We start from the raw sequence: 24,182 nt of genomic DNA, 5'->3' as shown, positions 1-24,182 counted from the left end.
GTATATATGAAAAAAAGACTAGCTTTCCGGAAAAGAGTGTTGTATACTCTTGGCACAAGGAAAGGAGGTGCGTCAACATATCTAATCACATGTTGAACGTGTCCCTTACCCGATCCACTAGCTCAAAATAAACTGATTCTGGTGGAGGCGCGGGATACGGATCAAGGTTTCAAAAAGCGCCACGGGTAGAAAAGCCGTCTTCGGACGGCTTTTTGTTTTGTCTTTTTTCGGGAGAGGTTAAAAAAACAACCAAAAGATTGGAAATGGACCCTGTAGCTGAGTAAATGATGCTCGATATAATTAGGTTGCAACTCAACCTATATTCGAGGAGGCATATTGTAATGTTCAAAAATGTAAGGGGTTTCAAAACATCCATCGCTCTGGTCTTTGTTTTGTTATTCACCTCCATTATGCTGCCGGCAGGCCAGCATGCCAGTGCTGCACCGAGCTTCGCCAAAGGAGCCGACATCAGTTGGGTGCCTGGGATGGAAGCGCAAGGTTACAAATGGAAAGACAAAAACGGCGTACAGCGTGATATTATTGATATTTTGAAAAATGATTACCAGATCAACTCCGTTCGTATTCGTGTCTTTGTTAATCCTTCGAATGATTATGGTAACGGTTACATGAATAAAGATCGTGCAGCTGCTCTGGCCCTGCGTGCCAAAAATGCAGGTATGAGTGTCATGCTGACCCTACACTACAGTGATTCCTGGGCTGATCCGGGTCAGCAAACGAAACCTGCGGCTTGGAAAAACTACACGTTCCAACAGCTGATGGATGCTGTATGGAATCACACGCGTGAAGTCATGACGGCCATGCAGAGCAAAGGCGTAACCCCGGACTGGGTACAAATTGGTAACGAAACAAGCAACGGTATGTTATGGGAGGATGGAAAAGCATCCACCAACATGAAAAATTATGCGTGGCTGGTGAACACGGGCCATAATGCCGTAAAATCCATCAGCACCAACACCAAAACAATTGTTCACCTCGCAGGTGGGGACGATAATGCCCTCTATGTATGGAATATCGGTGGTCTGATCGATAACGGTGCCAACTTTGACATGATTGCCATGTCCCTCTATCCTTCCGCTTCCGGCTGGAACACGGCTGTCACCAATGCTGTGAATAATGCCAAGGATCTGATCAACCGGTATGGTAAGGAGATTATCGTATCGGAAATCGGGATGGATAATACCCAACCGGCAGCTGGTAAAAGTTTCGTCGCAGCGATGAAAACGCAATTCCGCAACCTGCCGAGCAGTAAAGGTAAAGGTGTATTCTATTGGGAGCCTGAAGCAACGCCGGGCTACAACGGCGGTTACAGTAAAGGTGCATGGCAGTCTAACGGCTTGCCGACTGTAATGTTGGAAGGATTTATCGACTAAACACGGAGATAAGTGACTGGTGAGCAGTAGGTGGGCGTTACGGGTACGGATCGTTCTTCTGATCGCTGTTATCCCCGGATTTTTTTGAATGTCCTATTTCATAGGACAAAATCCGGGGATAAAGGCGACCGCTACCGCTTCTACAGAATCGATTCCGTCCCCTCCACTACGCTAGCTGCTTATGAGATACTTCTAAAATGTGTTTAGTAGGAATTTGGGGTAATAAAAGAAAAAGGCGCTACTTCCGTTGGGGAGTAGCGCCTTTTTTTGAGAGTTGTAGTGAGTTGTTTGGGTAGTTGCGTTAAGCTAGGAAGGTAGATTAGCTTCTTCGGTTCGGCTAGTTGGGTTAGATCGAATTCGTTGAATTGGTTCATGTTAATTAGGAACGCTTGATGAATCTGAACGTAAATAGTCTTATCGCTCATATACTTATATAATTAAGATAAAAGATTTAGACAGCACGTGTGCAACCTTATTTCAAAGGTGGGGAATATATATGGGATTTTTAAAAGAACTGGGTCAGTTTGCTGGAGAAGTTACCGGAAAAGTACTGGGCGGCACCGTCCGAGTGGCTGGAGAACTTACAGGAAGTCCATTCATTAAAGAAATTGGTAATGGCGTAGAAAAAGCTACGATTAATACAGGGAAAACGGTAGGACAACTTGCCAGCGGTACATATGATATGGCGAGTGGTGTGATCAGAAAAGACAATACAACGTTAGATGCGGGACTTGCCGATATTGGAGGTGCTGTTTCTAATACAGCTAAAGGCGTAGTGGTAACAGCTAAGTATGTGTATAACGGCGGCAAAGATGTGGTTGTCGGCATGAAAGACGAGGACATGGAGAGAGTAAAGCTCGGGGCCAAGAATCTAATTGCCGCTGCGGCAGTCACTACATTGGCTGTAGGACTCGTTGAGGTTGTAGATGGTGTTGAAAGTATGGAGTCGGCAGAGTCCGTAGAATTGATAGAAAATCCAAATACAGGTGACGTTACACCTCACTAGCATCGAGGATATTAGAGCTTCAACTTCATACGAAAAAATTGGACGCTAATCAGTATAATGATTGGCGTCCATTTTTCATCTTCAAGTTCAATTCAATTACTTCGCTTCGCCTACAACCGTAAAGCGTTCGTTCTTATGCTGCGGGTTTTCGATCTCATCGACCAAAGCGATGGCATAGTCAGCATAGCTAATGTAGCTGTTGCCTTCACTGTTCACCAAAATCTGGTCTTTACCGGACTGGTACTTACCTGTGCGTACACCCTCTGGATTAAAGATTCCAGCCGGGCTCAGGAACGTCCATTGGATACCTGAGGAAGCTTGCAGATCCTGCAAGTTTTTACCCTGGTTGGTTGCTGTTGCTTTGTATGCATCAGGGAACCCAGGGGAGTCTACTACCCGCAAGGTTTGGGTTTCATCTGTAAACAGACTGCCTGCACCACCAACAACGATCAGACGAGTATTCGGCGCCTCTTTCAGAATATTAATCAGGGCTTGTCCTGCTTCCACATGCAGATTCTCTTTACCGGCTGGTGCACCAAATGCATTGACGATCACGTCGAATGATTTGGCATCCTCTGCCGTGAGGTCGAATACATCTTTTTCAAGTACATTCAGACTTTTATCTTCTACCTTAGATGCACTACGAACGATCGCTGTCACTTCATGCCCTCTATCCAATGCTTCTTTCAAAATCAAATTCCCTGCTTTGCCTGTCGCGCCAATAATTCCAATCTTCATCATAATCTCTCCTTTGTGATTAGGCTCTGTTAAATTTCATAATGTAACTATATTAGTTACAACATAACTTGTCAACTTAACCTTTCTATAAAAAAGCGTCCAGGTTCCCACTTAATATGAACAACCAAAGTACATACCAAACCACCACGCAAAAAAAGACCTCCATAACAGGATTAGTACAAGACTAATCCGCTATAGAGGTCGCGATTCGCAACTATTAACAATCTTTATCCGGTACGCCTGCTTCTTCTCTCGTCCGGAAGGATGAGCCACAGCCGCATGTTGCCACTGCGTTCGGGTTGTGAATGGTGAAACCGCCGGACATGCCGGATTCTTCAAAATCAATTTCCAGTCCATTCAAATATTTCAGGTTTTCCTTCTCCACAACAACCTTCATATTCTGAATATCCATATAGAGGTCCTCATCGGACTCTTTATCGTCAAAGCCCATGGCGTACGAAAATCCGGTACAACCGCCCGGTGCTACTCCAAGACGCAAGAACATACCAGGTGTCTCTTGCTGTGCAAGCATTTCTTTCAATCTGTCTGCAGCCGTTTCGCTGATGCTAATCATGCCAGGTCACTCTCCTTTTTCATATAAAATCATGTTCAAAAAGGGCGCTTTTCAGTACCAAGAAGATGGGATGAAGATAGAAATGGAGTAGCGGAGCGTAGGCAAAACTACGTGAGCAACGGACATTTCGGCTGAATCCCATATTCGACGCTGAGATGCCGCTAGGCATCCTTCGTAATCAAAAGCGTACTTTTTGAACAACTTTTCGTTAACTCTTCTTTAAATTATACTCCACCCCGTCAAGGGGCTCAAGTCATCTTTGCCTGTTTCCGCGTTCCCCCTTAACTCCTTTTTCTTCCCAGTGTATTGAACCCCCGGGATACGAGGTTTATAATGAGTAGGTGATCGCTTTGAAATGTCGATTTTTTGTCATGACTTATTCAGGTGATGATCATATATAGAGTTGTAATTTTTTTCACATTTCGAGACTGTACGCAGTCCCCAATGCATATAGAGTCAAAAGACTCATTTTGATGAAAAATTAGCTTTACGTACGCAGCACAGGCTGCACCGGGTAAATAAGAGTTAGTCCATATAAGAAGCGGCAGATGACCGCATCTTTTCTATGTAGTTCTGTAAGTAAGTCCTACACACAACTCAATTCCGGTTAAGAATAGGAGGATACAAAATGTCTACATTGGTAACACCGTTCACAGACAAAAGAATGGCTGAGATCGTTGAGAAAGTGCAGAACGGCGTAAGGCTGACCGTAGAAGACGGCGTTTATCTGTATGAATCGGATGATCTGCTGACTTTGGGTCAACTGGCCAATGAGGCCAACTTGCGTAAGAATGGCAAGAAAGTTTATTTTATTGAAAACATGAGCCTTTATTTTACCAACGTATGCGAAGCCCACTGTGCCTTCTGTAACTTCCGCAAAGATCAGGGCGAAGATGGCTCTTACACATTGTCCGGTCAGGAAATGATTGATTACGTAGAACAGCATATTCACCCAGGTGTACGCGAGTTCCATATTGTAGGCGGACATAACAACCATGTTCCTTTTCAATATTATGTCGATTCCTTGCGTGCTTTAAACGAGAAATATCCGGACGTTACGCTGAAAGCCTACACGGCTGCCGAGATTGATTTCTTCACTCGCATCAGCGGACTGAGCATCAAGGAAGTACTACAAGAACTACAAAAAGCAGGTCTGAAATCACTGACTGGTGGCGGCGCTGAGATCCTGTCCGATGAATACCGCAAAAAAATGCGCGTAAACAAAGCGAACGTTGACCGTTATCTGGAAGTGCACCGTACTGCTCATAATCTGGGCATGCGTACCCATACCACGATGCTTTATGGATCCATTGAATCCTATGAAGATCGTGTGAACCATATGGTACAGATTCGTGAATTGCAAGATGAAACCAACGGATTCATGGTCTTTATCCCGCTTTCCATGCAGCCGAAAAGCAAAAACGCCAGCATCATGCGTCGTAACTCTGCATACGAGGATCTCAAAACGATTGCGATTAGCCGTCTGATGCTGGATAACATTGATCATATCAAAGCCTACTTTATTAACATCGGTCCACAGCTGACTCAAGTCGCTCTGGGATTCGGTGCTTCGGATGCACACGGCACGATCGTTCGCGAACGGATTAGTCATGCTGCAGGTGCACTAACACCTGAAGGTCTCACACGTAAAGAGCTTATATGGTTAATTAAGGGTGCTGGACGCATTCCGGTTGAACGTGATACGTTCTACAATGAAATTCAAGTGTACGAATAACATGTTAGCATGAGCATCATTCCCATAAGCGTCTTTCATTCTACCCGGGAGCGTTTGGCATGGAGTGGTGCAGATTGCTGAAGCATATCTGTAATTTTAAATGCCTATTTTCAATTATTTCAAATCCAGATTAAAAAACAGGAGCAGCTATGTTATTGCATAGCTGCTCCACAGGTTACAGCCCCGTTCACACGGGACTGATGCAGAAAGGAAGCCGAGTCATGAAAAATTTCGTCATTCTCGGAGGCGGCTACGGTGGCCTCACGATTATCAAGGAACTTCTGGAAGGTAAGATCCCGTCAGATACACAAATCGTGTTGGTGGACCGCAGTCCCTTCCAAGGATTGAAAACTGAATATTACGCACTCGCAGCAGGGACCGTATCCGATTATGACCTGCGTATCCAATTCCCAGTCAGCGACAAAGTCACTTATCGTTACGGAGAAGTAACTTCGATTGACTTGGAACAGCGTCAGATTGAATTTGAAGGCCAGGACCCGTTGGAGTATGACAAGCTCGTTATTGGACTTGGATGTACAGACCGATTCCACAATACGCCGGGAGCCGAGGAATATAGCTGTACAATTCAAAGCTTCAGCAAAACACGGGAAACCTACCTTCGTCTTAACGAAGTTAAAGCTTATGGTAATGTGCATATCGTCGGCGGTGGATTGAGCGGCGTTGAGATGGCTGCCGAGCTTCGTGAGAGCAGACCGGACCTGAACATCAGTATTCTGGACCGTGGTGAACGTGTATTATCCGCTTTTCCGCAACGCTTGTCCGCTTATGTTCATGAATGGTTTGGTGAACATCAGGTCGAGACACGCGGACATATTGCTATTTCCCGGCTTGAACCAAATGCCATTTTCAACCGGGATGAAGAAATTTTAACGGATGCGGTAGTCTGGACAGCCGGCATTCAGCCCGTAAAAGTCGTACAGGATCTCGATGTGACCAAGGATCCACAAGGTCGTGTTGTACTGAACGAATATTATCAAATTCCGGAATATACCGATGTCTATGTAGTAGGTGACTGCGCCAGCGTGCCTTACGCACCCAGCGGTCAGGCTGCCGAAGTACAGGGTGAACAAATCGCCCATATTCAGCATGCCCTCTGGAAAGGCGAAAAGCCCAATCCGCAGCCACTCAAGCTTCGTGGCACACTCGGTGCACTCGGCAAGAAGGCTGGATTTGGGCTGATGGGCAAAACGTCCATGATGGGACGTGTGCCACGTATTCTAAAAAGCGGTGTGCTCTGGATGTCCAAGCGTCATCTCGGTTAATCGAGATCCAACTCATCCCAGGCATCGGCTTCGGCAATTTTGGCCAAGATGGCGTTATATAAATCCTCCACTTTGTCGGTGATAACTAACTCACCATTCACTAGTGCAAATGGAGTCATGTAACATTGGCCGCAATTGCTGAGGCAGCCGTATTCTATCACATCATAGTCTGGATTTTCTTCCAGTTGATCCATGACTTCATCTGTGCCAAAATGCATATTATTGGCACAAAATTCAATAATCGGTCTCATGTAGGTTCACCTGCTTTGTTTGACCATTTTAATTTGTGGCCAATTGTAATATACTATAGTGAGGAAAGGAGTTGAAAAAAATGAGCGAAAACGCACAAAGCACCATGTATGATGAGGTATCTGAAGTGCTTGACAAACTTCGTCCGTTCCTGCAACGCGATGGCGGTGACGTGGAACTGGTCGACGTGGAGGACGGCATTATTAAGCTGAAACTGGTCGGTGCCTGCGGCAGCTGCCCAAGCTCCACCATTACCTTAAAAGCCGGGATTGAACGCGCCCTTCTCGAAGAAGTTGAGGGTGTCGAAGAAGTCGTACAAGTATTCTAATCAATCCTTCACGAAATAAACCTCAAGAGCCTTTCGCTTCGCATGAAGCGGAGGGCTCTTTTTTTGTGCTATGCATCCTCACGCTGTATGTTAGGACGAATCGGGTCAAGTCCTCCAGATACATCCATAATGTTACCTGTTATAAAATCGGAATGATCCAGACACAGATAAGTGATCACCCGCGCAATATCTTCACCGCTCCCAGGACGTCCTCTCGGCGTTTCCTCGTCGGTTATACCTGCCATCTCATCAATCGTTTTCTCTTTGTTGGCACCGCGAATATCACCTGGACAGACCATATTAACCGTAATGCCGTAGGGAGCTTCCTCCACAGCAAGCGTCTTTGTAAATGAAACCAGACCTACCTTCGCAGCAGCATAAACCGCCCGATGAGGCCATGACCTCGCTTCTCCCGCATGACTGAAGCCAAAATGTATAATTCGTCCCCACTGCTTGCGCCGCATCTCCGGCAATACACGCTGATCCAGCAGCATCGGTCCAAGCAGGTTTCCTTGCACAAGCATCTGAACCTCATCTTCGGAATACTCGGCAAACAGTCGTCGTTCACGGACAAAAGGGCCTGCGTTGTTCACAAGAATATCAATGCTGCCCAGTTTCTCTTCAACCTGTGCAACGAGCATGGTGATCTCTTCTGTCTTGGAAATATCGGCCTGAATGGCAATACACCGCACACCTTTGGCGATAATCTGAGCCTGTAATACCTCAGCTTCCGTACGGCTATGTACGTAATTCAGAGCAATATGACAACCCTGATCCGCCAGACTGAGGGCCGTCATTTTACCAAGACCTTTGGCACTTCCCGTTATGAGGGCAATCTTTCCCTTCACGTTCATCCCCCTCTTCAAAGAGCAGTCACTCATCCAGTATAAAAGATTTATCATCCCCCCACAACTCGCGTTTCCCACCAATCTGTACCATTTGCAAGAAAGTGTAAAATAAGGACTAAATACTTAGCTTTCAAACCACTGAAATAAAATGAATTAGGTCTTTTGGAGGAAAATTAACCCTTTATATCCATATTCCCCTTGTCGGGTTTGAGTACCTATGGTACTGTCGATAAGTCCTTATTTTCTTATGAATATAACGACACAATACATATGTTCATGTAAATGACAACATTGCATGACAACTTCGAAAGGAATACAGCGTAAATGAAAAGATGGTTAGCCTCTCTACTTGCAATTTTGCTTATCGCCTCATTTCAAGCTCCATTCTCGACCACAGCATCTGCAGAAAGTGAAAGCAATAGCTCCACCGAAGATTATCAATGGATTGACGGGCCTTCAAACGTAGTACTTGATAACAAAGCAACATTAAACGTAGCTGAAAATCTCTCCTATCTCGATGCAGCTAACACCCAAAGGTTCCTGGAAGACACGGAATCCTTCCCCAATGGAACGGAAATCGGAAGTATCTATGGCGCCGGCGAAAACTCCAACTGGTATGTTATCTTTGAATATAACGATACCGGTCATGTCGATGACAGTGAAAAAGACGATCTGGACGCCGATGAACTGCTCGATAGCTACAAAAGAGGTACAGAAGAACAAAATGAGAAAACGACACCGGAAAATCAGCTGTTTATCACCGGATGGGAAATTGAGCCCGCCTATGACAGCAGCAAACATCAATTGATCTATTCTCTTGGTCTTGAGGATGCAGAACGGGAAAAACTCGTCAATTACAATGTGAATGTACTCACCCGTGAAGGATACATCGGTGTTATCCTCGTTACGGATAGTGCCAATTTTGAAGAAAACCGCAAACAGTTTGAAAACTCCGTGCTTAACCAGCTCAACGTGATCAAAGGAAACACCTATGAAGAGTTTGATGCATCCGTTGACAAAAAATCAGAACTCGGCCTGACCAGTCTGATTCTCGGTGGTGCTGGTGTAGCTGTAGCTAAGAAAGTCGGATTATTGCTTTTGCTCAAAAAAGGGTGGTTTGTCATCGTAGCCGCCATTGTTGGTGCTTTCGGATGGATTCGTCGCAAGCTGACTGGACGCAAAAAGGATGCTGAACCAGGAGATCAGAATTCGCTGTCTCCTGTAGAGGAAGCTTACCAACAGCATGCTGCTGGACAGGAGTCCGCAGGCTCTGATAGCCAACAGACAAATGGACATTCGGATACTGATCCGAATAAGCGTTAAGCTTATAATTAATGTACTTATAATAATAAGTACTACATCGAAGTGCCCTTACATCAAAACGCTCTATAACATGATGTACAAAACAAAGCCCTGCATTCTCTATAAAGAGGATGCAGGGCTTTCTTTAGTAACGCCGTAAGAAGTGGCTCCGAGTACAACTTATTTTCAGCTTAATCGTTCAGCTTAAAACGCAGGTTCTACAGCACCTTGATAACGATCTTTGATGAATTTTTTAACCTCTTCGGAATGCAGAGCTGCAGCCAGTTTTTGGATGGCATCTGCATCTTTGTTATCTTCACGGGATACGAGGATGTTTGCATATGGGTTACCTTGCAGGTCCTCGATCAGCAGCGCATCCTTCTCTGGGTTCAGATTGGCTTCCAGCGCGTAGTTGGCGTTAATGAATACCAGATCTGCTTCATCCAGTTGACGAGGCATCATGGCTGCATCAAGCTCGATGATATTCAGGTTTTTCGGATTGGCTGTAATATCTTGAATCGTAGAAGTGATATTTGTGTTGTCTTTTAGCGTGATAAGTCCTTCTTTTGCAAGCAACAACAGTCCACGACCACCGTTGGATGGGTCATTAGGAATGGCTACTTTTGCGCCGTCTTTCAACTCATCCAATGATTTGATTTTTTTGGAATAGCCAGCAAATGGCTCAACATGAACAGGTGTTACAGCAACGAGGTGGAAACCACGTTCTTTGTTCTCTGTATCCAGGTAAGGCTGGTGTTGGAAAAAGTTCGCATCCAGTTGTTTATCTTCAAGCTGTTGGTTAGGTTGAACATAATCATTGAAAGTCACGATTTGCAAGCGAATGCCTTCAGCTTCGAGTTCAGGCTTGATGCTTTCCAAAATTTCCGCATGCGGTGTAGGGGATGCTCCCACTTTCAATTCTACGGTGCGCGGTGCGCCTCCAGCATTGTCAGCGCCGCTGTCGGAATCCTTGTTGTTTCCGCAAGCCGCTAGAACCGCAATCAGCATAATGCTAAGTAGAGCAAAAGACCATTTTTTCATGTGTAAAACCCCTTCTCCAATAAATTTTTTTTGCATTTTGCCCCAAATCGATACCGAATCAGGCAAATGCTATATATGTGTTATTTCCTGGTGAACCATTTAACCAAACGATCGCCCGCCATCTGAAGCACTTGCACCAGAATGATCATAAATACTACGGATATAATCATAATTTCATTCTGATAACGGAAGTATCCGTAGTTGATTGCCAATGTTCCCAGACCTCCACCACCAACCATTCCCGCCATCGCCGTGTAGGAAACAAGGGTAACGATTGTAATGGTGATCCCGGCTAGCAGACCCGGCAATGCCTCTGGCAGAAGCACACGCCTTACAATCTGTCCGGTTGAAGCTCCCATCGCCTGTGCCGCTTCAATGACGCCACGATCCACTTCACGCAGTGTAGTTTCCACCAACCGGGCAAAGTATGGAGCTGCGGCAATGACGAGCGGAGGTATAACACCCAGCACCCCTGTAGCTGTGCCAACCAGTGAACGGGTAAACGGAATGAGTGCAACAATCAGAATGATAAATGGCACTGATCGCAGAATGTTTACAATAAACGATAGTATCGTGTACACCACTTGAGACTGAATTGAAGTCGACCTTGCCGTCATAAACAGCAATACGCCTAACGGCAAACCAATGATGATCGTGAATAGGCCCGATGCTCCCAGGATTTGCAGCGTTTCAATTGAAGCCTTACCGATTTCTTCCCAACGTACCGTCGAAAAATCCATTAACGAAGCACCTCCACATCAAGTCCCTGATCCACTAACTCTTTAATGGTGAGATTAATCTCATCTAACTGCCCCTCAAACCGAACGGTCAGCTGTCCATAGGGAACTTGTTTGATCGTTGAAATGGTGCCTTGCAAAATGGCGAAATCCACTCCTGTTTTACGAACCGTTCTGGACAAAATCGCCTCATAGGTTTTATTGCCCAGGAAGGATATTTTCACAAGCTTAGAAGCTCCGTTTGTCTGTAATGAGACATCTGCACTCGCCAGAGCAGTCTCTTCTAGTGCAATTCCAACCTCATGGTCCCGCATCATAAAGTCACGCGTAATGGCATGCTGCGGCTTGAGGAACACTTCCGTCACTGGTCCTTGCTCCACGATGCCTCCCTGATGGATAACCGCCACCTGATCACAGATATTCTGGATCACGTGCATCTCATGGGTAATTAGAACAATCGTCAGGTTATACTTTTCATTGATATCCAGCAATAACTTCAGAATCGAATCGGTTGTCTGGGGATCAAGTGCCGATGTGGCCTCATCACACAGCAGAACGTTCGGATCACTCGCGAGTGCTCTTGCTATACCTACCCTTTGCTTCTGTCCGCCTGACAGCTGGGCCGGATATTTATTGCTGTGGTCCTCCAGTCCAACCAATGCAAGCATTTCCTTCACTTTCCGATCAATTGCAGCCTTGGGCGTATTAACGAGCTTCAAAGGAAAAGCCACATTATCATATACCGTAGCTGAGGATAACAGATTAAAGTGTTGGAAAATCATGCCGATCTTACGCCGTTGTTGTTGTAGATCGGACTTATTGAGATTGGTTAGGTTGATTCCATCAACCCAAACCTCGCCTGCCGTGGGGCGTTCGAGCAAATTGATACAACGGATCAATGTACTCTTGCCTGCACCGGAATGTCCGATAACTCCGAATATTTCACCCTTGCGGATATTCAAATTTAGATCGGATAAGGCCGTCGTACTTTTTGAACCTTTACCGTACGTCTTGGTTAAACCTTTTAATTCAATCAAAATTACTGCTCCTTCCCACTGCCTACATGTATCTTTACCCGAATGAAAGGAAAACTCCCCTTCATCGTACAAAAAAAGAGCCCCTTTTGCAGAAACAAAAAGGGCTCTTCACGTGAAAGATTATACCTTCTCATCTGCCAAAATCGTGCCTTGCACCATTTTGTAGGAATTAGCACCTAACATCTATAAAGTATGACACAGCTGTCATGCAGTTATAAATCGGTTGCCGGGCTTCATCGGGCCTGTCCCTCCGCCGCTCTCGATAAGAAATATTTAATTTATAAGTTCAGTAGTAGTTATAATGTTAATGTCATAAATGTTAATTCCATCTAACTGTCGATCAGGAACTCAGTATAATCCAAGTATTCCGATTTGTCAAAGGCAAATATTACTATCCAATCAGTTCTTCGGTTGATGCAATACCTGCTTATGCCATTTCTCATTGATGTAGCCATACGCTGCTTTTAACGTCTCACATACCATATCCACACCCTGCCGGAGTTCCACGACATGTTGATCCAGATCCTCCAGCTTCACTTTCCCTTGCAAAGTCTGGTGCAGCTGCCATAGATCATCCTGCATTTCGGAGTTCATGTAATGAATCTCCATGTTTCGTCGTTTGCGCAATTTGCTCATTGGCTCACGGTAAGAGTCCTTGATCCGAATTAGTTCGTTGGCAAGAACATAATGCAGCTTATCATATCCGAACTGTCTTAATACGGTGAAATATGAATAATGAGTTTTAACATTGGTTGTATTCAGCTCAAATATTTCATTCAACACTGTACCTAATTTATCCAAAATGGCAAAACATCGGATGAAGCCATCCTTATAAAAATAGACGTATCGGGCATACTCCGCTTTTTCTAATAATGTCATATCATCCGTAGAGCCCGCTTTAACTTTCTGACGGAAATGGGAAGCTGCAAAACAGCTTTGTTCCAATTCATCCAGCGAAGAGATCAGTCCCTGGGTCCATATATACAGTTTACGAAAATCATGGGTAGGATCATGGTCCACATGCATCTGTCGCTGAAATAGCTCAAGTGTATCCGCCATCGCTTCCATCGCGTCCTTTAGTATGCCTTCGTTCTTACGCGGCTTTTCACCCAGCAACGTTCGCAGCATATATAGCCTCCTCTTTCCACTCTGCAGATCATCAAATTAATAATAATTCATCATATTAAACAAAATCGGAATCAGAGTAAACGTATGACCGCTGCTTACAATAGGGTGCCCTGACACGCCTGACATCAAACAAAGTTCACCTGTCCAATGATGTACATCATCGGATGGTGAACTTCACTGGATTCATCCCCTGAACTACAATAATTCGGATATATTAGAAACGGTTAACGGGCCGATACAACTTGTACACCAGGAAACTCATATACGTTAATACACCGAATAAAATGGCAATATCAAGCATATGCGCCAGCGCTACGAACATATACACTTCCGGACGGTTCATCGTGAGCATCAAACCAAAACCAATCACCACTTGCAACAAAACCAGTACAACAGAAATGACTCCTAACGCTCTTAATTCCGTGTTATCCGGATGTTTGCGATACGCAAAATGACCGAGAATTGCAATGACGATTACTAATGAAACAGCCGCCACCCGGTGAGCAAAAGCAACAGCTACGCCTCCCGAGAGCTCAGGAATAATCTGCCCGTTACAGAGCGGAAAGCCTGAACATCCTCCAGCAGAATCCGTATGGCTCACAAATGCTCCAGTATATACCACGAGGTACGTATAGATCGTGGAAAACCACACCAGATTTCGGAAGCCTTTGCTAACTCGCGGATATCGATTCAGTCTTTCCAATCCACCATGGCGAGCTTCCTGCCGAATACCAAGCGCCATCATCAAGGAGCTGGCAAAAGCAATTAAGGCAAATCCGAAATGCAGTGCCATGACTGCGGAAGATTGGGAGAATACGACGGCAAAAGCCCCCATAATTCCCTGGACAATAACAAATATCAGCGTTAACAATGAAAACAATTGCAGATCACGGCGTGATTTGCCAAACCGCAAAAATGCTACAAAAGAGGCTATGGACAAAAGCCCTGCCAGTGCGCTGACTGCGCGATGGGAAAATTCAATTAGTGAGGCAACAGTATGTGCAGGCACAAGTTTTCCGTTACATAAAGGCCATTCTGCGCCGCAGCCGAGGCCCGATTCCGTTCGGGTCACTACGCCTCCGCCAAATGTGGCCAGAAACATGACAAGACAGGTTAATACGGTTAACCATTTAAACAAGGTTATGTGCTTCAATTTTTTTCTCACCCGCTGTTGGTTTAAGATGGCGAAGAACTACATCCTCCGCTTGATTCGTTACTTTGACACTTATTTCACAACTAAATTCATTATACCGGATAAATGTGTCATTGACGCCGCGCTTTGTGACAAAATGTTAACGTCTGTCGAGAAGTTGACCCACAGGTCATCGGCAAATATGTACATTATTACAACCTTAGTTTCTCCCGAAAACTCGGAAAATACAAACGCCACTTCCCTATTTCAAGAGAAATGGCGTTCCTTTAATTATAACCTTTAACATGGTTAACCTGTCATGCTTTATTTATGAATCGTGTTATACACCTCAACTGCACGCTGCAGGAATTGCTCAATCTCTTCTCTCGACTTGCGCAGTTTGTTCACATAACGAACAAGTTCCCGCCCATCTGTGTAAGCTACAAAGCTGGGGATGCCGAGAATATTTTGCTCTTCGCTCACTGTACCCACCTGATCTACGTCGACCTCAATCAATTTCAGCTCACGAGCGAACTTCTCTTCAACTTCAGGCATAAACGGATCGATGTACTTGCAATCACCACACCAATCTGCCTTAAATACAGCTACAGTCAAACGTGGAGACTGGATTGCCACATCAAATTCCGGTTTCGATGTAATCTTTTCCATTACAACATCTTCCTTTCTATACCTTGTCTTATCCTCTAAGTGAAGCAAATTGCGGAGTGGAAGTCAAATATTCGGCGCATACTGACATCAATAGCTTCTTAAACTAAAACCGTAATCAGAATATCAGGAAAGGAGGTCATGACATGACTTCCGTTAAAACGGATTCCTCCGAGCCTGCCCATCATGGGTCAATATTACAAATGGTTCGATCCATCCCAGGTGCGGCCCGGGAAGTGTGGAGGGGCAAACAAGCGGCTTGGCAAGCCTCTGCACAGCTTCGTCATCCCTTGCGTGATATGGCTTGGGATTCCGACATGGCTGCTACCTTACAAGCTGAGGTGGAGCGCCTATTGCCTGGAAACGAGAATGCTTTTGCCCGAAATACACTCAGTGCACTGGTCTGTGAAGAGGACTGCATTATTCTGGAAGAGATCAAGACATTAACGCAGGAAAACAACCGGAGTAACATCACTCGCACAGCAGCATACCTGGAATGTTACGAACAGTATCCTGAGCTGCATTGGGCCCTGCTTGCCCATATGGTATCCCGCAACGGCGGATATCACATGACCGATCTCCAGAGTGACCTTATGCACAATCTGCAAAATCAAACAGATCGTGAGCATATGTATCGACTACTGGAGCGATGCAATGCCCTCATTTTCCAGGATGCTTATCCCCAGCTTCTGTTGTATATGAACAGCCGCCGGATTGGCCGGAGCTGTTTTCATTTGTTGTCCCATTTTCATGTATCGGCGTTCATGACGCCATTTTGGGAACGATTTTGGCTGGAGCGATGCAGCTCGCTGCTTAGTGTGGCATTAATTATTAATGAGCAGAACTATATCGAGAGCCGGGTCGTGCAGCATCCCTATTTTCAAAAACAAGTGCTATCCAAACCCGCATTCCATCTGCATAATCTGGCTGGGCTGAATCATATCGTATTTCCACTCGGACGGGAAAAAGGTCTTGCAGGCCGGGTTATTGAACATTTTGGCAAACTGGATGAGCGGATTATGTTTGGCAAAGGTTTATATGCGATGCTGTTTGGCGTGGAACAAGTGTTTACTCAAGTATTGGAGTTTGCACGCTCGGTTCCCCACCGTGGCTCACGTGCTGAATACTGGCCTGGTCTGTTCACCGCACATCAAGATGAAGCCGGAGAAAATGAGCTCTATAGTCAGGAGTTACTGGATCAAGAATGGCTAGCAGAAGGACAAAGGTTATATAGTCCTGAATTGCTGGCTGTATGGGGTGATACGCCGTATGAACCGATTACAAGGCAGGATTGGCTGCAAAATCGAGATTGCCTCGGTCATCTCACTGCCCCGCGCCGCCCCTGGCTGTTTGAGATGAGCCATGAACATCGGTACGGCATGCTGAAAACTGCATTGGCCCATGATGCAAAAACCTTGACACATTAAGGACAGAGGCTTTATCCAGGACTCGTCTAGTAGAAAAAAATGGACTACCTTTATTGGTATAAATAAAAAAGCCCTGTCCGCTATGAAAGCAGACAGAGCTTGTACTTATTTCAAACAATATAACGAAGTGTGTATTATGTGTTGAATCGATTATCCACGTTGCCCGGCTCCACGTTGCAGACGCATGAGCGGACGGAGTATTTTTTGCAAAATACGAGGGTAACTGCCCAGTTCGTCTTTACGAAGTACACGTAGAACAACCATGAGTACCAGATACACGACAACCACAAGCGCACCCACAAACAGACAGGTAACGAGGAATGATACACGTGCTGGCAGGAATAAATCAAAGATGGAGTTCCCAGCCCAGTTCGCTGCAAAACCAACACCTGCTGCAAGCAGCACGGTAATGATGAATCCTTTCCAACGATCACCCATGATCGAGAAATCAACAATTTTGCGAAGTACCCGCAGATTGAGGTACGTAATAACCAAGAAACACAATGCGGTCGCAATAATGATTCCGTAAATGCCAAAAATCGGAGCCAGGATTAAACTCGCTATGAGTTTGACTACGATACCCGCAGCTACACTGATCATTGTAATCCGTGGTTTACCCACCCCAAGCAAAATGGAGTTCGTGGTCATCATTGTAATTTGGAAAATAGTACCGAACGTCAGCAATGTAATGATTGGTGTCCCGTCTGGGCTGGTAAACAGCAAGCCGTTAACGGAATACGCTGCCGCGCATAGAGCGATAACGATTGGCATCCCGGTCAGAATCGAAATGCGCAAAGCAAGCGTCACCTGGTTTTTCAGATGAACTTCATCCTTGCGTGCAAAAGCTGCCGAAATGACTGGCACAAGTGATTGACTCAGTGCGATGGCCAAAATCGGAGGAATGCCTGCAATACTTTGGGCCTTGGCACCGAGAATGGCAAGAACTCCTGTCGCTTCTTCCAGTCCGATTAGTCCGCTAAGCAGTGGAACTACCAACGATGAATCGATAAAGTTAATCGCCGGAACAGCGAGTGAAGATAATACGATTGGAATCGAAAGTTTGAATATATCGCTGTAAATACCCCGCATGGGCAACTGCTCCGCACGCTCGTAATTCAATTGCGCCGCACGGTCATTTTTGCGAAGCTTTAAGGTGAAGTACAACATGACAGCAAAAGCGCCAATACTTCCAAATACGCCCCCAAATGAAGCCCCTGCTGCAATGGTTTGATCATCATAATTCCATTGCAGCATAACAAACGCCACGATGATCGCTGTACCTACACGTGCAAACTGCTCCACAATCTGTGAAATGCCGCCTGCCGTCATATTGCCACGACCCTGGAAATATCCACGCATCATTGCGATGGCCGGGAAGAGAAGCAGCGCTGGAGCCAAGGCCCGAATGGCGCTCACCGATTCCGGTACTTTGGATACGTACGTCGCATAATAAGGTGCTGCGAACCATAATAAAGCAGACATCACTACCCCGGCTACAGCCGCAAAGATCAGGGCTGCACGGTAGATTTGTTGAGCTTCACCTGCGCGTCCCAGTGCATAACGTTCCGAGACCATTTTGCTAAGTGTACTCGGTATGCCTGCTGTAGCAACGGTTAACAGCATTAAATATACCGTGTTGGAGATGGTAAACGATGCGTTACCGATATCGCCGAGGATATGCTCCAGCGGCACCCGTTGAACCAATCCGAGTACCCTCGCAATCAGCGCAGCTGCCGCCAAGATGAGCGTACCTCTAATGAATGTTTCCTTCTTAGACAAGCCAATTCCCCTTCTTTCCCCCACACCGACGTGCATCCAGATGAAGCCGCTCCCGAACGTCTATGCGAATCTTACCACCCAGATAATAAACAGAACAATCATGACGATTTGCAAAATAATTTTCATTACGGTGCTCGTAAACAGCCCCACCACGGAACCAAATCCGACTTTAGAAGCTTTGGCTGGTGAAGAACCTCCGATCAGTTCCCCGATAAAAGCACCGATAAATGGCCCCAGTACAAGTCCGAATGCCGGAATGACAAATGGGCCAATGATGACACCAATCGTACTGAGAGTCGTCGATAATTTGGAGCCGCCGAATTTCTTCACACCCCAGGCACTGACGACATAATCAGCCACAAACAGCACCACTACGATCAAAATCTGGATAATCCAGAACCATACACCGAACGGAACAAAGCTGAAGAACCAGCCATAGACCAGAAACGCGAAGAAAATCGCTACAGCACCAGGCAGTATGGGATATACCGTTCCGGCCATCCCCACCGCAAACAGCAGTACAATTAAAATCCAGCCAACGGTTGCGAGCAAAGGTTACTCCCCCTTCAAAATATGATCACGGATGACTTCGACAATGCCATCTTCGTTGTTGCTCGCTACGATCAGGTCAGCCGCTTCCTTCACTTGTTCCTGCGCGTTGCCCATGGCAACACCAAGACCCACAGCTTCAATAACAGCCAGATCATTCAAGCTGTCTCCAACAGCAACCACTTCGGACATCTCTATGCCCAGAAGCTTGCAGACTTCAGCTACGCCGCTCGCTTTGGATACACCACCAGGGTTAATCTCAATATTAACAGGTGATGAGTTCGTCATTTGTAAGCCGCCCATTTGTTGCAGCTCCATCATAATCTGGTGACGGACTTCATCTACTTCGGTATTGAATCCGAATTTCAGCCATTCCAGACCTTCAATATTGTCCGTCCAGCGATCCCGGTTAAACAGCTCTTCCACGGAGTATGCCCAGTACCAGCTATTATATTTTTCGCCAATCTCTTGCATTTTGCGGATCAATGCCGGGTCCATCAGATGGCGCATATGCAGATCATGCGGAGCTTTCCAGACTTCACTGCCATTGACCGTTACCATCGGGGTCTCCAGCCCAAGCTGTACCGCATAAGGCATCGCATGAAAAACAGCTCTTCCCGTCGAAAGGCACACATGCACTCCCCGACGAATGGCGATCTGAATCCATTTGGCGGTTTCCTGTGTGATCTCATGATTATCGTTAAGCAATGTTCCATCCATATCCAATGCAAGCAATTTGTATTTTAGTTCACTCATGCCGTATTTCCTCCTCAGTTGTCTCTCTCCAAGTTGAACTCATGGATATACATATAGACACTAAGTGGACAGAAAACCTTTCGAGTTGTTGTATCTTTGTTTCAGAATTACCTTTCTCTTTAGTGTATTGAGATTATACGAGGTAACCGTTACGTGTACGGATCGTCTTCCGATCGCTGTTGTCTCCAAATTTTCTAGATTCTCTCTTCTTAAAGGTTAGAAATTCGGAGACAAAGGCGAACGCTATCGCTTCTTCAGTCGATTCCGTCCCCTTCACTACATCACCTGTGTATTTAGACCTCATAACACCTATTTTGTAGAAGGAAAATTCATAAACAAAGCTCCCCTCTTCAGGACTTTTCTGTCCTCTCCGTTTCCCAATGTATCTCCAGTTCAACTTATATGCTCTTTATATCTTATCTAACATACTCTCACAAAAAGATCGCCCGGCATTCGCGTAGGCGGATGCTCCGGACGTCACAGCTAACGACATTTTACCACAGATCGTCGGCCTGCAACAAAGTAACCCGCGATACGGGTGAACCTTTACAACATGGCAACAGGGGTCTGTTCCAATTCATGTAAGAGTCTGGTATGTAATAAAATTACCCGTAGCCATGAAAAAACCGCCTGCGATGCAGGCGGCTGCTACTTTTTTTATCCATTAACGTGCCGCGAATTTGCGACGAGCATACCGGAAGACAATACCATGCTTTGGAGACAGCAGCAGAGCTAGCACAAACAGAATTCCTGCTACGGCCACCATACAACCTGCAATGGAAGCATCCAACGCGTAAGCCATGATGTAGCCTCCTACCGAGGAAGCTGCTCCTACGAGCACGCTGTACAGAATCATTTTGCCCAATCGATCCGTGAGTAAGTAAGCCGTCGCTGCAGGTACAATCAACATGCCTACCACGAGAATAGACCCTACGCTCTCAAATGAAGCCACAGATGTCATGGAAACGAGCCCCATAAGCAAATAGTGGAACAACACCACCGGAATACCGCAGGCCGCAGCCAACGCCGGATCAAAAGCACACAACTTGAACTGCTTGTAGAACAAACCTATTACAAGGAGGATGACCAGCAAGGTGATGCCCAGCATCCAAACCGCCCTTGGGCCTACATCCGTCCCTCCAAGCGTTAAGGTATCCCACTGGACATAAGCAATCTCACCGAACAAGACACAATCGAGATCCAGATCAATATGCCCGGCATTCAGACTGATCAAAATCACACCCACTGCGAAGAGTGCCGTAAACACTATTCCGATGGAAGCATCCGATGATAGTCCTCCGGCCTGCAAGCTTTGAATGAAGAACACCGTCAGTAATCCAAATACGGTTGCCCCAAGCAGCATCCATAACGAATCACGTGAACCGCTCCACAGGAAAGCAATCGCAATACCTGGGAGAACCGCATGACTGATCGCATCTCCAACCAGAGCCATCCGCCTTAATATGAGAAAACAGCCAAGAATGGCACAGGCGGAGGATACCAGGATGGCCGTCAATATAATCCAAAACGTTGCCATTACAACTCACCCCGTTCCTGCTGTGCTCGCTGTGCAGAGAGTGTCTGGAGCGTGGCATGCTCTTCTCTCAAGTAAGCAGATTTCGCCTGTATACTTCGCAAACGCCGTGCCAACAGTCCGCGCCGTGGAGCAAGTAATGCGGAACCCGCAAATAGTACTGTCGCTGCCAGTACGGTTACTGGTCCTGTCGGCAGATTAGGCACCAAGGTGCTGAAGATTGTACCTGTCGCACCGCTCAGTGCTCCAAAAACGCCAGCCAACAGTACCATAAGCGAGAGCGAGTCCGTCCAGCAGCGAGCTGCTGCTGCAGGGGTCACCAGCAAAGCGGCGACAAGCACCACGCCAACCGCCTGAATCCCTGCGACAACCGCAATAACGGTCAACAGCAGAATCAGTTGTTCCAGCATGCCAACTGGCAGTCCCATACCCCGTGCAAATCCCGGGTCAAAGCTCACCAGCTTGAATTCCTTGAACCATGCCAGACAAGCGATCAATAATACAAGACATACACCGCCCATGACATACACATCCGTCATCACCATGGATGCGGCCTGACCGAACAAATATTTATCAAGTCCGCTCTGACTGCCACTTGCACCGTGCTGAATCCGAGTAAGCATCACTACGCCAATACCGAAAAATACAGTTAGCACAATCCCCATTGCCGCATCCTGCTTGATCCGGGAATACCTTGTAATCCACGAAATCCCGAAGGTCGCAATGATTCCAGCCACAAGCGCACCGAACAGAAATAATCCTACTGATTTGGTTTCAGTCAACATAAAAGCGATACAAATTCCTGGCAGAGCTGCATGCGCCAGCGTATCTCCCATGAGACTCTGACGACGCAAAAATGTAAAAGAGCCAATAATTCCACTACTGAATCCGAGCAACAAGCAGCCAAGCAATATCCAGCGTGTATTGGGATCGGACAAAATGGCTACTATCCAGTTCCACATGCACTACACCTGGCCTTTCTCCGACCGGCTTCCGATCATCGCTATCCGGCCTCCGTACGTCTCTTGCAAAGTATCCGGTACAAATACTTCATTCGTCGGTCCACCTGCAACCAGCCGTCCATTTAGCAACAGCACATGGTCGAAATATTCCTCTACTGTCGCCAGATCATGGTGAACAACCAGTACGGTCTTCCCTTGCTTCTTTAACTGTTCCAACAGTGAAATGATAGCTTTCTCCGTTGTGGCGTCCACACCTGCAAATGGCTCATCCATAAAATACAATTCCGCATCCTGTACCAGTGCTCTTGCCAGAAAGACACGCTGCTGTTGCCCTCCGGACAACTGACTGATCTGACGGTACATATAATCACCCATGCCCACTTGCTCCAGGCAGTGAGCTGCCAGATCCCGTTCTTTTTTGCCAGGACGGCGGAACCAGCCCAGATGTCCATAACGCCCCATCATGACAACATCGAGGGCGTGTGTTGGGAAATCCCAATCAACAGATTCACGCTGAGGTACGTAGCCGATGCGGCGACGCTGTTCTCGGTAGGACTGACCAAAAATTTTTACTTCGCCGTGCATTTTAGGCACTAGTCCCAGAACCGCTTTGATCAAGGTTGATTTCCCGGCCCCATTGGGACCAAGAATACCAATCAACTGACCTTCCGGGATGTCAAAAGATACCCCACTGAGCACCGGCTTTTTATGGTAAGCCACCGCCAGGTCCCGAATACTAAGCGGAGCTGATGTAGGCTGTGTTCCCTTCAGATGGTTAGCATTTAGTTGTGGTTGAGATTTTTCGGATAAAAATGTATCGCTCATGCTCTGTCCACTCCTCTCTTCATATCGTTTATCATTTTAAAGCTTCTACAATCGTCTGAGTGTTGTGGCGGATCATACCGATATACGTTCCTTCTTCTGTTCCCTCAGCACCCATTGCATCCGAGAACAGTTCACCACCAATACTTACGGTATGTCCTTTTTCGGCTGCCCCAGCAATAATCGCTTCCATCGCTTTTGCCGGTACGCTGGATTCTACAAATACCGCTTTGATATTATTTTCCACAAGGTAATCTCGCAACTCACTGACATCCCTCGCTCCATACTCAGCTGCTGTACTGATTCCTTGGAGCCCCATCACTTTCATGTCATAAGCTTTGCCGAAGTATCCAAAGGCATCATGCGCCGTAACCAATACCCGACTGGCTTCCGGTATCTCCTGGATTTTTTCCCGCACCTCTGAATCCAATGCCTCCAGTTTCGTTAGATACTGCTCCGCTTGTACCTTGTATTCTTCTGCGTGTTCAGGATCTGCTTCCACGAGTGTATCGCGTACAGCTTCTGCGGCATGCATCCAGTGGCTAACATCAAACCAGACGTGTGGATCGTATTCCGTTCCGCCTGTATCTTTTCCTGATCGCAATTCATCCACCGGAATGTTTTCTGTGACAGCTGTTACTATTTTGCTCTTGGACATTTTCTCCAGGATGTCTGTCATTTTTCCTTCAAGATGCAGCCCGTTGTAGAAAATGACCTTCGCTTGCTCCAGCTTCCGAATATCTCCCTGCGAAGCCTTGTACAAGTGAGGATCTACCCCTGGGCCCATTAGCCCGGTAACATCAACATATGCCCCGCCGACTTCACGCGCTACATCCGCAATCATGCCTGTTGTTGCTGTAACCTGTACCTTCCCTTCACTACCTCCTGTTTCCGCTGCACTTGAGCACGCTGTTAGCACGATAACCAGAACAACAGCTGTCAGTGTCATTAACCCTCTCTGAATGCTCCTCATCTTCACCATCAACAATCCAAACCGCCCCTTTCCCTCTCCTAACATAATTGTCCTCATCTAATTTTGTTGTACAAGGTATTAAAATTTATACAAGACTAATAATGTTTCCCTTGTGCAAATTTTAGCCGATGCAAAATAAAAAGGCAAGGGATAATTTCCCCTGCCTGTCCAAATGAATATATTGG

Annotated in this window: 24 protein-coding genes and 1 riboswitch; of the genes, 7 read left to right on the top strand and 17 right to left on the bottom strand. The window is 46.3% G+C overall.

Translation table 11 applies throughout. The features are described from left to right. Window positions 1-410 precede the first annotated feature (410 nt). The gene (locus MHB84_RS18280; protein ID WP_236703614.1) at window positions 411-1,391 is read left to right on the top strand and encodes a glycoside hydrolase family 53 protein; all 981 of its coding nucleotides are present in this window, start codon (window positions 411-413) and stop codon (window positions 1,389-1,391) included. Between the two features lie 496 nt (window positions 1,392-1,887). Further along, window positions 1,888-2,397 carry a hypothetical protein gene (locus tag MHB84_RS18275; protein ID WP_076290908.1) on the top strand — a complete coding sequence of 170 codons (510 nt, stop codon included), beginning with the start codon at window positions 1,888-1,890 and terminating at the stop codon, window positions 2,395-2,397. A 96-nt stretch (window positions 2,398-2,493) separates the two neighbouring features. Here MHB84_RS18275 and MHB84_RS18270 read toward each other — a convergent pair whose 3' ends face one another. Together MHB84_RS18270 and MHB84_RS18265 are read right to left on the bottom strand one after the other, a co-directional pair. Further along, complete coding sequence (locus MHB84_RS18270) at window positions 2,494-3,135, bottom strand: NAD(P)-dependent oxidoreductase (RefSeq protein ID WP_076290909.1); 642 nt, start codon at window positions 3,133-3,135, stop codon at window positions 2,494-2,496. 217 nt (window positions 3,136-3,352) lie between these two features. Further along, entirely contained in the window at window positions 3,353-3,709 is a 357-nt protein-coding gene (locus MHB84_RS18265; RefSeq protein WP_064635713.1) for a HesB/IscA family protein, read from the bottom strand. A 628-nt stretch (window positions 3,710-4,337) separates the two neighbouring features. On the opposite strand from MHB84_RS18265, the gene mqnE reads away from it, so the two are divergent. Beyond that, entirely contained in the window at window positions 4,338-5,444 is a 1,107-nt protein-coding gene (gene mqnE / locus MHB84_RS18260; RefSeq protein ID WP_053783250.1) for an aminofutalosine synthase MqnE, read from the top strand. 221 nt (window positions 5,445-5,665) lie between these two features. Beyond that, on the top strand, window positions 5,666-6,727 hold the full coding sequence (locus tag MHB84_RS18255; protein ID WP_076290910.1) for an NAD(P)/FAD-dependent oxidoreductase: 1,062 nt from the start codon (window positions 5,666-5,668) through the stop codon (window positions 6,725-6,727). Here the strand turns inward: MHB84_RS18255 and MHB84_RS18250 are convergent. Beyond that, a complete protein-coding gene (locus MHB84_RS18250) occupies window positions 6,724-6,978 on the bottom strand; it encodes a YuzB family protein (protein WP_063566116.1) in 255 nt (84 codons plus the stop codon). The two genes, MHB84_RS18255 and MHB84_RS18250, sit on opposite strands and share 4 nt — an antisense overlap. A gap of 80 nt (window positions 6,979-7,058) precedes the next feature. On the opposite strand from MHB84_RS18250, the gene MHB84_RS18245 reads away from it, so the two are divergent. Beyond that, window positions 7,059-7,304 carry a NifU family protein gene (locus MHB84_RS18245; RefSeq protein WP_024632664.1) on the top strand — a complete coding sequence of 82 codons (246 nt, stop codon included), beginning with the start codon at window positions 7,059-7,061 and terminating at the stop codon, window positions 7,302-7,304. A 68-nt stretch (window positions 7,305-7,372) separates the two neighbouring features. Here MHB84_RS18245 and MHB84_RS18240 read toward each other — a convergent pair whose 3' ends face one another. Then, on the bottom strand, window positions 7,373-8,152 hold the full coding sequence (locus tag MHB84_RS18240; protein WP_076290911.1) for an SDR family oxidoreductase: 780 nt from the start codon (window positions 8,150-8,152) through the stop codon (window positions 7,373-7,375). 324 nt (window positions 8,153-8,476) lie between these two features. Here MHB84_RS18240 and MHB84_RS18235 point away from each other — a divergent pair, with 324 nt between their 5' ends. Further along, window positions 8,477-9,475, top strand: coding sequence for a DUF2167 domain-containing protein (locus tag MHB84_RS18235; protein ID WP_083679042.1), 999 nt, complete (start codon window positions 8,477-8,479; stop codon window positions 9,473-9,475). Between the two features lie 183 nt (window positions 9,476-9,658). Here the strand turns inward: MHB84_RS18235 and MHB84_RS18230 are convergent, their stop codons facing one another. The 6 genes from MHB84_RS18230 to MHB84_RS18205 form a co-directional block, all read right to left on the bottom strand. Beyond that, window positions 9,659-10,495, bottom strand: coding sequence for a MetQ/NlpA family ABC transporter substrate-binding protein (locus MHB84_RS18230; RefSeq protein WP_076290912.1), 837 nt, complete (start codon window positions 10,493-10,495; stop codon window positions 9,659-9,661). An 80-nt stretch (window positions 10,496-10,575) separates the two neighbouring features. Beyond that, window positions 10,576-11,235 (bottom strand): methionine ABC transporter permease, encoded by a 660-nt coding sequence (locus MHB84_RS18225; RefSeq protein WP_076290913.1) that lies wholly within the window; start codon window positions 11,233-11,235, stop codon window positions 10,576-10,578. Further along, on the bottom strand, window positions 11,235-12,269 hold the full coding sequence (locus tag MHB84_RS18220; protein ID WP_076290914.1) for a methionine ABC transporter ATP-binding protein: 1,035 nt from the start codon (window positions 12,267-12,269) through the stop codon (window positions 11,235-11,237). Before MHB84_RS18220 ends, MHB84_RS18225 begins: the two co-directional genes overlap by 1 nt. A 127-nt stretch (window positions 12,270-12,396) precedes the next feature. Then, window positions 12,397-12,538: riboswitch (SAM riboswitch) on the bottom strand. 130 nt (window positions 12,539-12,668) lie between these two features. After that, window positions 12,669-13,397 (bottom strand): Cthe_2314 family HEPN domain-containing protein, encoded by a 729-nt coding sequence (locus MHB84_RS18215; protein ID WP_076290915.1) that lies wholly within the window; start codon window positions 13,395-13,397, stop codon window positions 12,669-12,671. A gap of 214 nt (window positions 13,398-13,611) precedes the next feature. After that, window positions 13,612-14,541: a COX15/CtaA family protein gene (locus MHB84_RS18210; RefSeq protein WP_445322132.1), complete on the bottom strand. Its 930-nt coding sequence runs from the start codon at window positions 14,539-14,541 to the stop codon at window positions 13,612-13,614. Between the two features lie 312 nt (window positions 14,542-14,853). After that, complete coding sequence (locus tag MHB84_RS18205) at window positions 14,854-15,198, bottom strand: thioredoxin family protein (RefSeq protein ID WP_076290917.1); 345 nt, start codon at window positions 15,196-15,198, stop codon at window positions 14,854-14,856. A gap of 143 nt (window positions 15,199-15,341) precedes the next feature. Between MHB84_RS18205 and MHB84_RS18200 the strand changes: the two genes are divergently transcribed. Beyond that, on the top strand, window positions 15,342-16,622 hold the full coding sequence (locus MHB84_RS18200; protein WP_076290918.1) for a DUF2515 family protein: 1,281 nt from the start codon (window positions 15,342-15,344) through the stop codon (window positions 16,620-16,622). A 150-nt stretch (window positions 16,623-16,772) separates the two neighbouring features. On the opposite strand, the gene MHB84_RS18195 is transcribed toward MHB84_RS18200, so the two are convergent. The 7 genes from MHB84_RS18195 to MHB84_RS18165 form a co-directional block, all read right to left on the bottom strand. After that, window positions 16,773-18,401: a putative polysaccharide biosynthesis protein gene (locus MHB84_RS18195; RefSeq protein ID WP_076290919.1), complete on the bottom strand. Its 1,629-nt coding sequence runs from the start codon at window positions 18,399-18,401 to the stop codon at window positions 16,773-16,775. 60 nt (window positions 18,402-18,461) lie between these two features. Further along, a complete protein-coding gene (locus MHB84_RS18190) occupies window positions 18,462-18,902 on the bottom strand; it encodes a DUF456 domain-containing protein (RefSeq protein WP_063566179.1) in 441 nt (146 codons plus the stop codon). A 54-nt stretch (window positions 18,903-18,956) separates the two neighbouring features. Beyond that, window positions 18,957-19,706, bottom strand: coding sequence for a Cof-type HAD-IIB family hydrolase (locus MHB84_RS18185; protein ID WP_076290920.1), 750 nt, complete (start codon window positions 19,704-19,706; stop codon window positions 18,957-18,959). Between the two features lie 664 nt (window positions 19,707-20,370). Next, window positions 20,371-21,243: a metal ABC transporter permease gene (locus MHB84_RS18180; protein ID WP_063566127.1), complete on the bottom strand. Its 873-nt coding sequence runs from the start codon at window positions 21,241-21,243 to the stop codon at window positions 20,371-20,373. Beyond that, window positions 21,243-22,202 (bottom strand): metal ABC transporter permease, encoded by a 960-nt coding sequence (locus tag MHB84_RS18175; RefSeq protein ID WP_076290922.1) that lies wholly within the window; start codon window positions 22,200-22,202, stop codon window positions 21,243-21,245. The genes MHB84_RS18180 and MHB84_RS18175 overlap by 1 nt, the downstream gene beginning before the upstream one ends. Window positions 22,203-22,205: 3 nt before the next feature. Then, a complete protein-coding gene (locus MHB84_RS18170) occupies window positions 22,206-23,027 on the bottom strand; it encodes a metal ABC transporter ATP-binding protein (protein WP_256716889.1) in 822 nt (273 codons plus the stop codon). Window positions 23,028-23,058: 31 nt separating this feature from the next. Next, window positions 23,059-23,973, bottom strand: a complete 915-nt coding sequence (locus tag MHB84_RS18165; RefSeq protein ID WP_310854578.1) for a metal ABC transporter solute-binding protein, Zn/Mn family — start codon at window positions 23,971-23,973, stop codon at window positions 23,059-23,061. Window positions 23,974-24,182: the final 209 nt, after the last annotated feature.

This window comes from Paenibacillus sp. FSL F4-0087 (assembly GCF_038020215.1).
Classification (GTDB): Bacteria; Bacillota; Bacilli; order Paenibacillales; family Paenibacillaceae; genus Paenibacillus; species Paenibacillus taichungensis.
Note: the sequence above shows the minus strand (reverse complement) of the source record. Positions and strands in the feature narration are given on the sequence as shown.

Coding starts and splice junctions, on each gene's coding strand:
- MHB84_RS18225 (WP_076290913.1), bottom strand. CDS start 11,235: ATGGATTTTTCGACGGTACGTTGGGAAGAAATCGGTAAGGCTTCAATT.
- MHB84_RS18215 (WP_076290915.1), bottom strand. CDS start 13,397: ATGCTGCGAACGTTGCTGGGTGAAAAGCCGCGTAAGAACGAAGGCATA.
- MHB84_RS18205 (WP_076290917.1), bottom strand. CDS start 15,198: ATGGAAAAGATTACATCGAAACCGGAATTTGATGTGGCAATCCAGTCT.
- MHB84_RS18270 (WP_076290909.1), bottom strand. CDS start 3,135: ATGAAGATTGGAATTATTGGCGCGACAGGCAAAGCAGGGAATTTGATT.
- MHB84_RS18235 (WP_083679042.1), top strand. CDS start 8,477: ATGAAAAGATGGTTAGCCTCTCTACTTGCAATTTTGCTTATCGCCTCA.
- MHB84_RS18275 (WP_076290908.1), top strand. CDS start 1,888: ATGGGATTTTTAAAAGAACTGGGTCAGTTTGCTGGAGAAGTTACCGGA.
- MHB84_RS18255 (WP_076290910.1), top strand. CDS start 5,666: ATGAAAAATTTCGTCATTCTCGGAGGCGGCTACGGTGGCCTCACGATT.
- MHB84_RS18185 (WP_076290920.1), bottom strand. CDS start 19,706: ATGAGTGAACTAAAATACAAATTGCTTGCATTGGATATGGATGGAACA.
- MHB84_RS18190 (WP_063566179.1), bottom strand. CDS start 18,902: ATGGCCGGAACGGTATATCCCATACTGCCTGGTGCTGTAGCGATTTTC.
- MHB84_RS18165 (WP_310854578.1), bottom strand. CDS start 23,973: ATGACACTGACAGCTGTTGTTCTGGTTATCGTGCTAACAGCGTGCTCA.
- MHB84_RS18280 (WP_236703614.1), top strand. CDS start 411: ATGCTGCCGGCAGGCCAGCATGCCAGTGCTGCACCGAGCTTCGCCAAA.
- MHB84_RS18265 (WP_064635713.1), bottom strand. CDS start 3,709: ATGATTAGCATCAGCGAAACGGCTGCAGACAGATTGAAAGAAATGCTT.
- MHB84_RS18175 (WP_076290922.1), bottom strand. CDS start 22,202: ATGTGGAACTGGATAGTAGCCATTTTGTCCGATCCCAATACACGCTGG.
- MHB84_RS18180 (WP_063566127.1), bottom strand. CDS start 21,243: ATGGCAACGTTTTGGATTATATTGACGGCCATCCTGGTATCCTCCGCC.
- MHB84_RS18245 (WP_024632664.1), top strand. CDS start 7,059: ATGAGCGAAAACGCACAAAGCACCATGTATGATGAGGTATCTGAAGTG.
- MHB84_RS18170 (WP_256716889.1), bottom strand. CDS start 23,027: ATGAGCGATACATTTTTATCCGAAAAATCTCAACCACAACTAAATGCT.
- mqnE (WP_053783250.1), top strand. CDS start 4,338: ATGTCTACATTGGTAACACCGTTCACAGACAAAAGAATGGCTGAGATC.
- MHB84_RS18230 (WP_076290912.1), bottom strand. CDS start 10,495: ATGAAAAAATGGTCTTTTGCTCTACTTAGCATTATGCTGATTGCGGTT.
- MHB84_RS18200 (WP_076290918.1), top strand. CDS start 15,342: ATGACTTCCGTTAAAACGGATTCCTCCGAGCCTGCCCATCATGGGTCA.
- MHB84_RS18250 (WP_063566116.1), bottom strand. CDS start 6,978: ATGAGACCGATTATTGAATTTTGTGCCAATAATATGCATTTTGGCACA.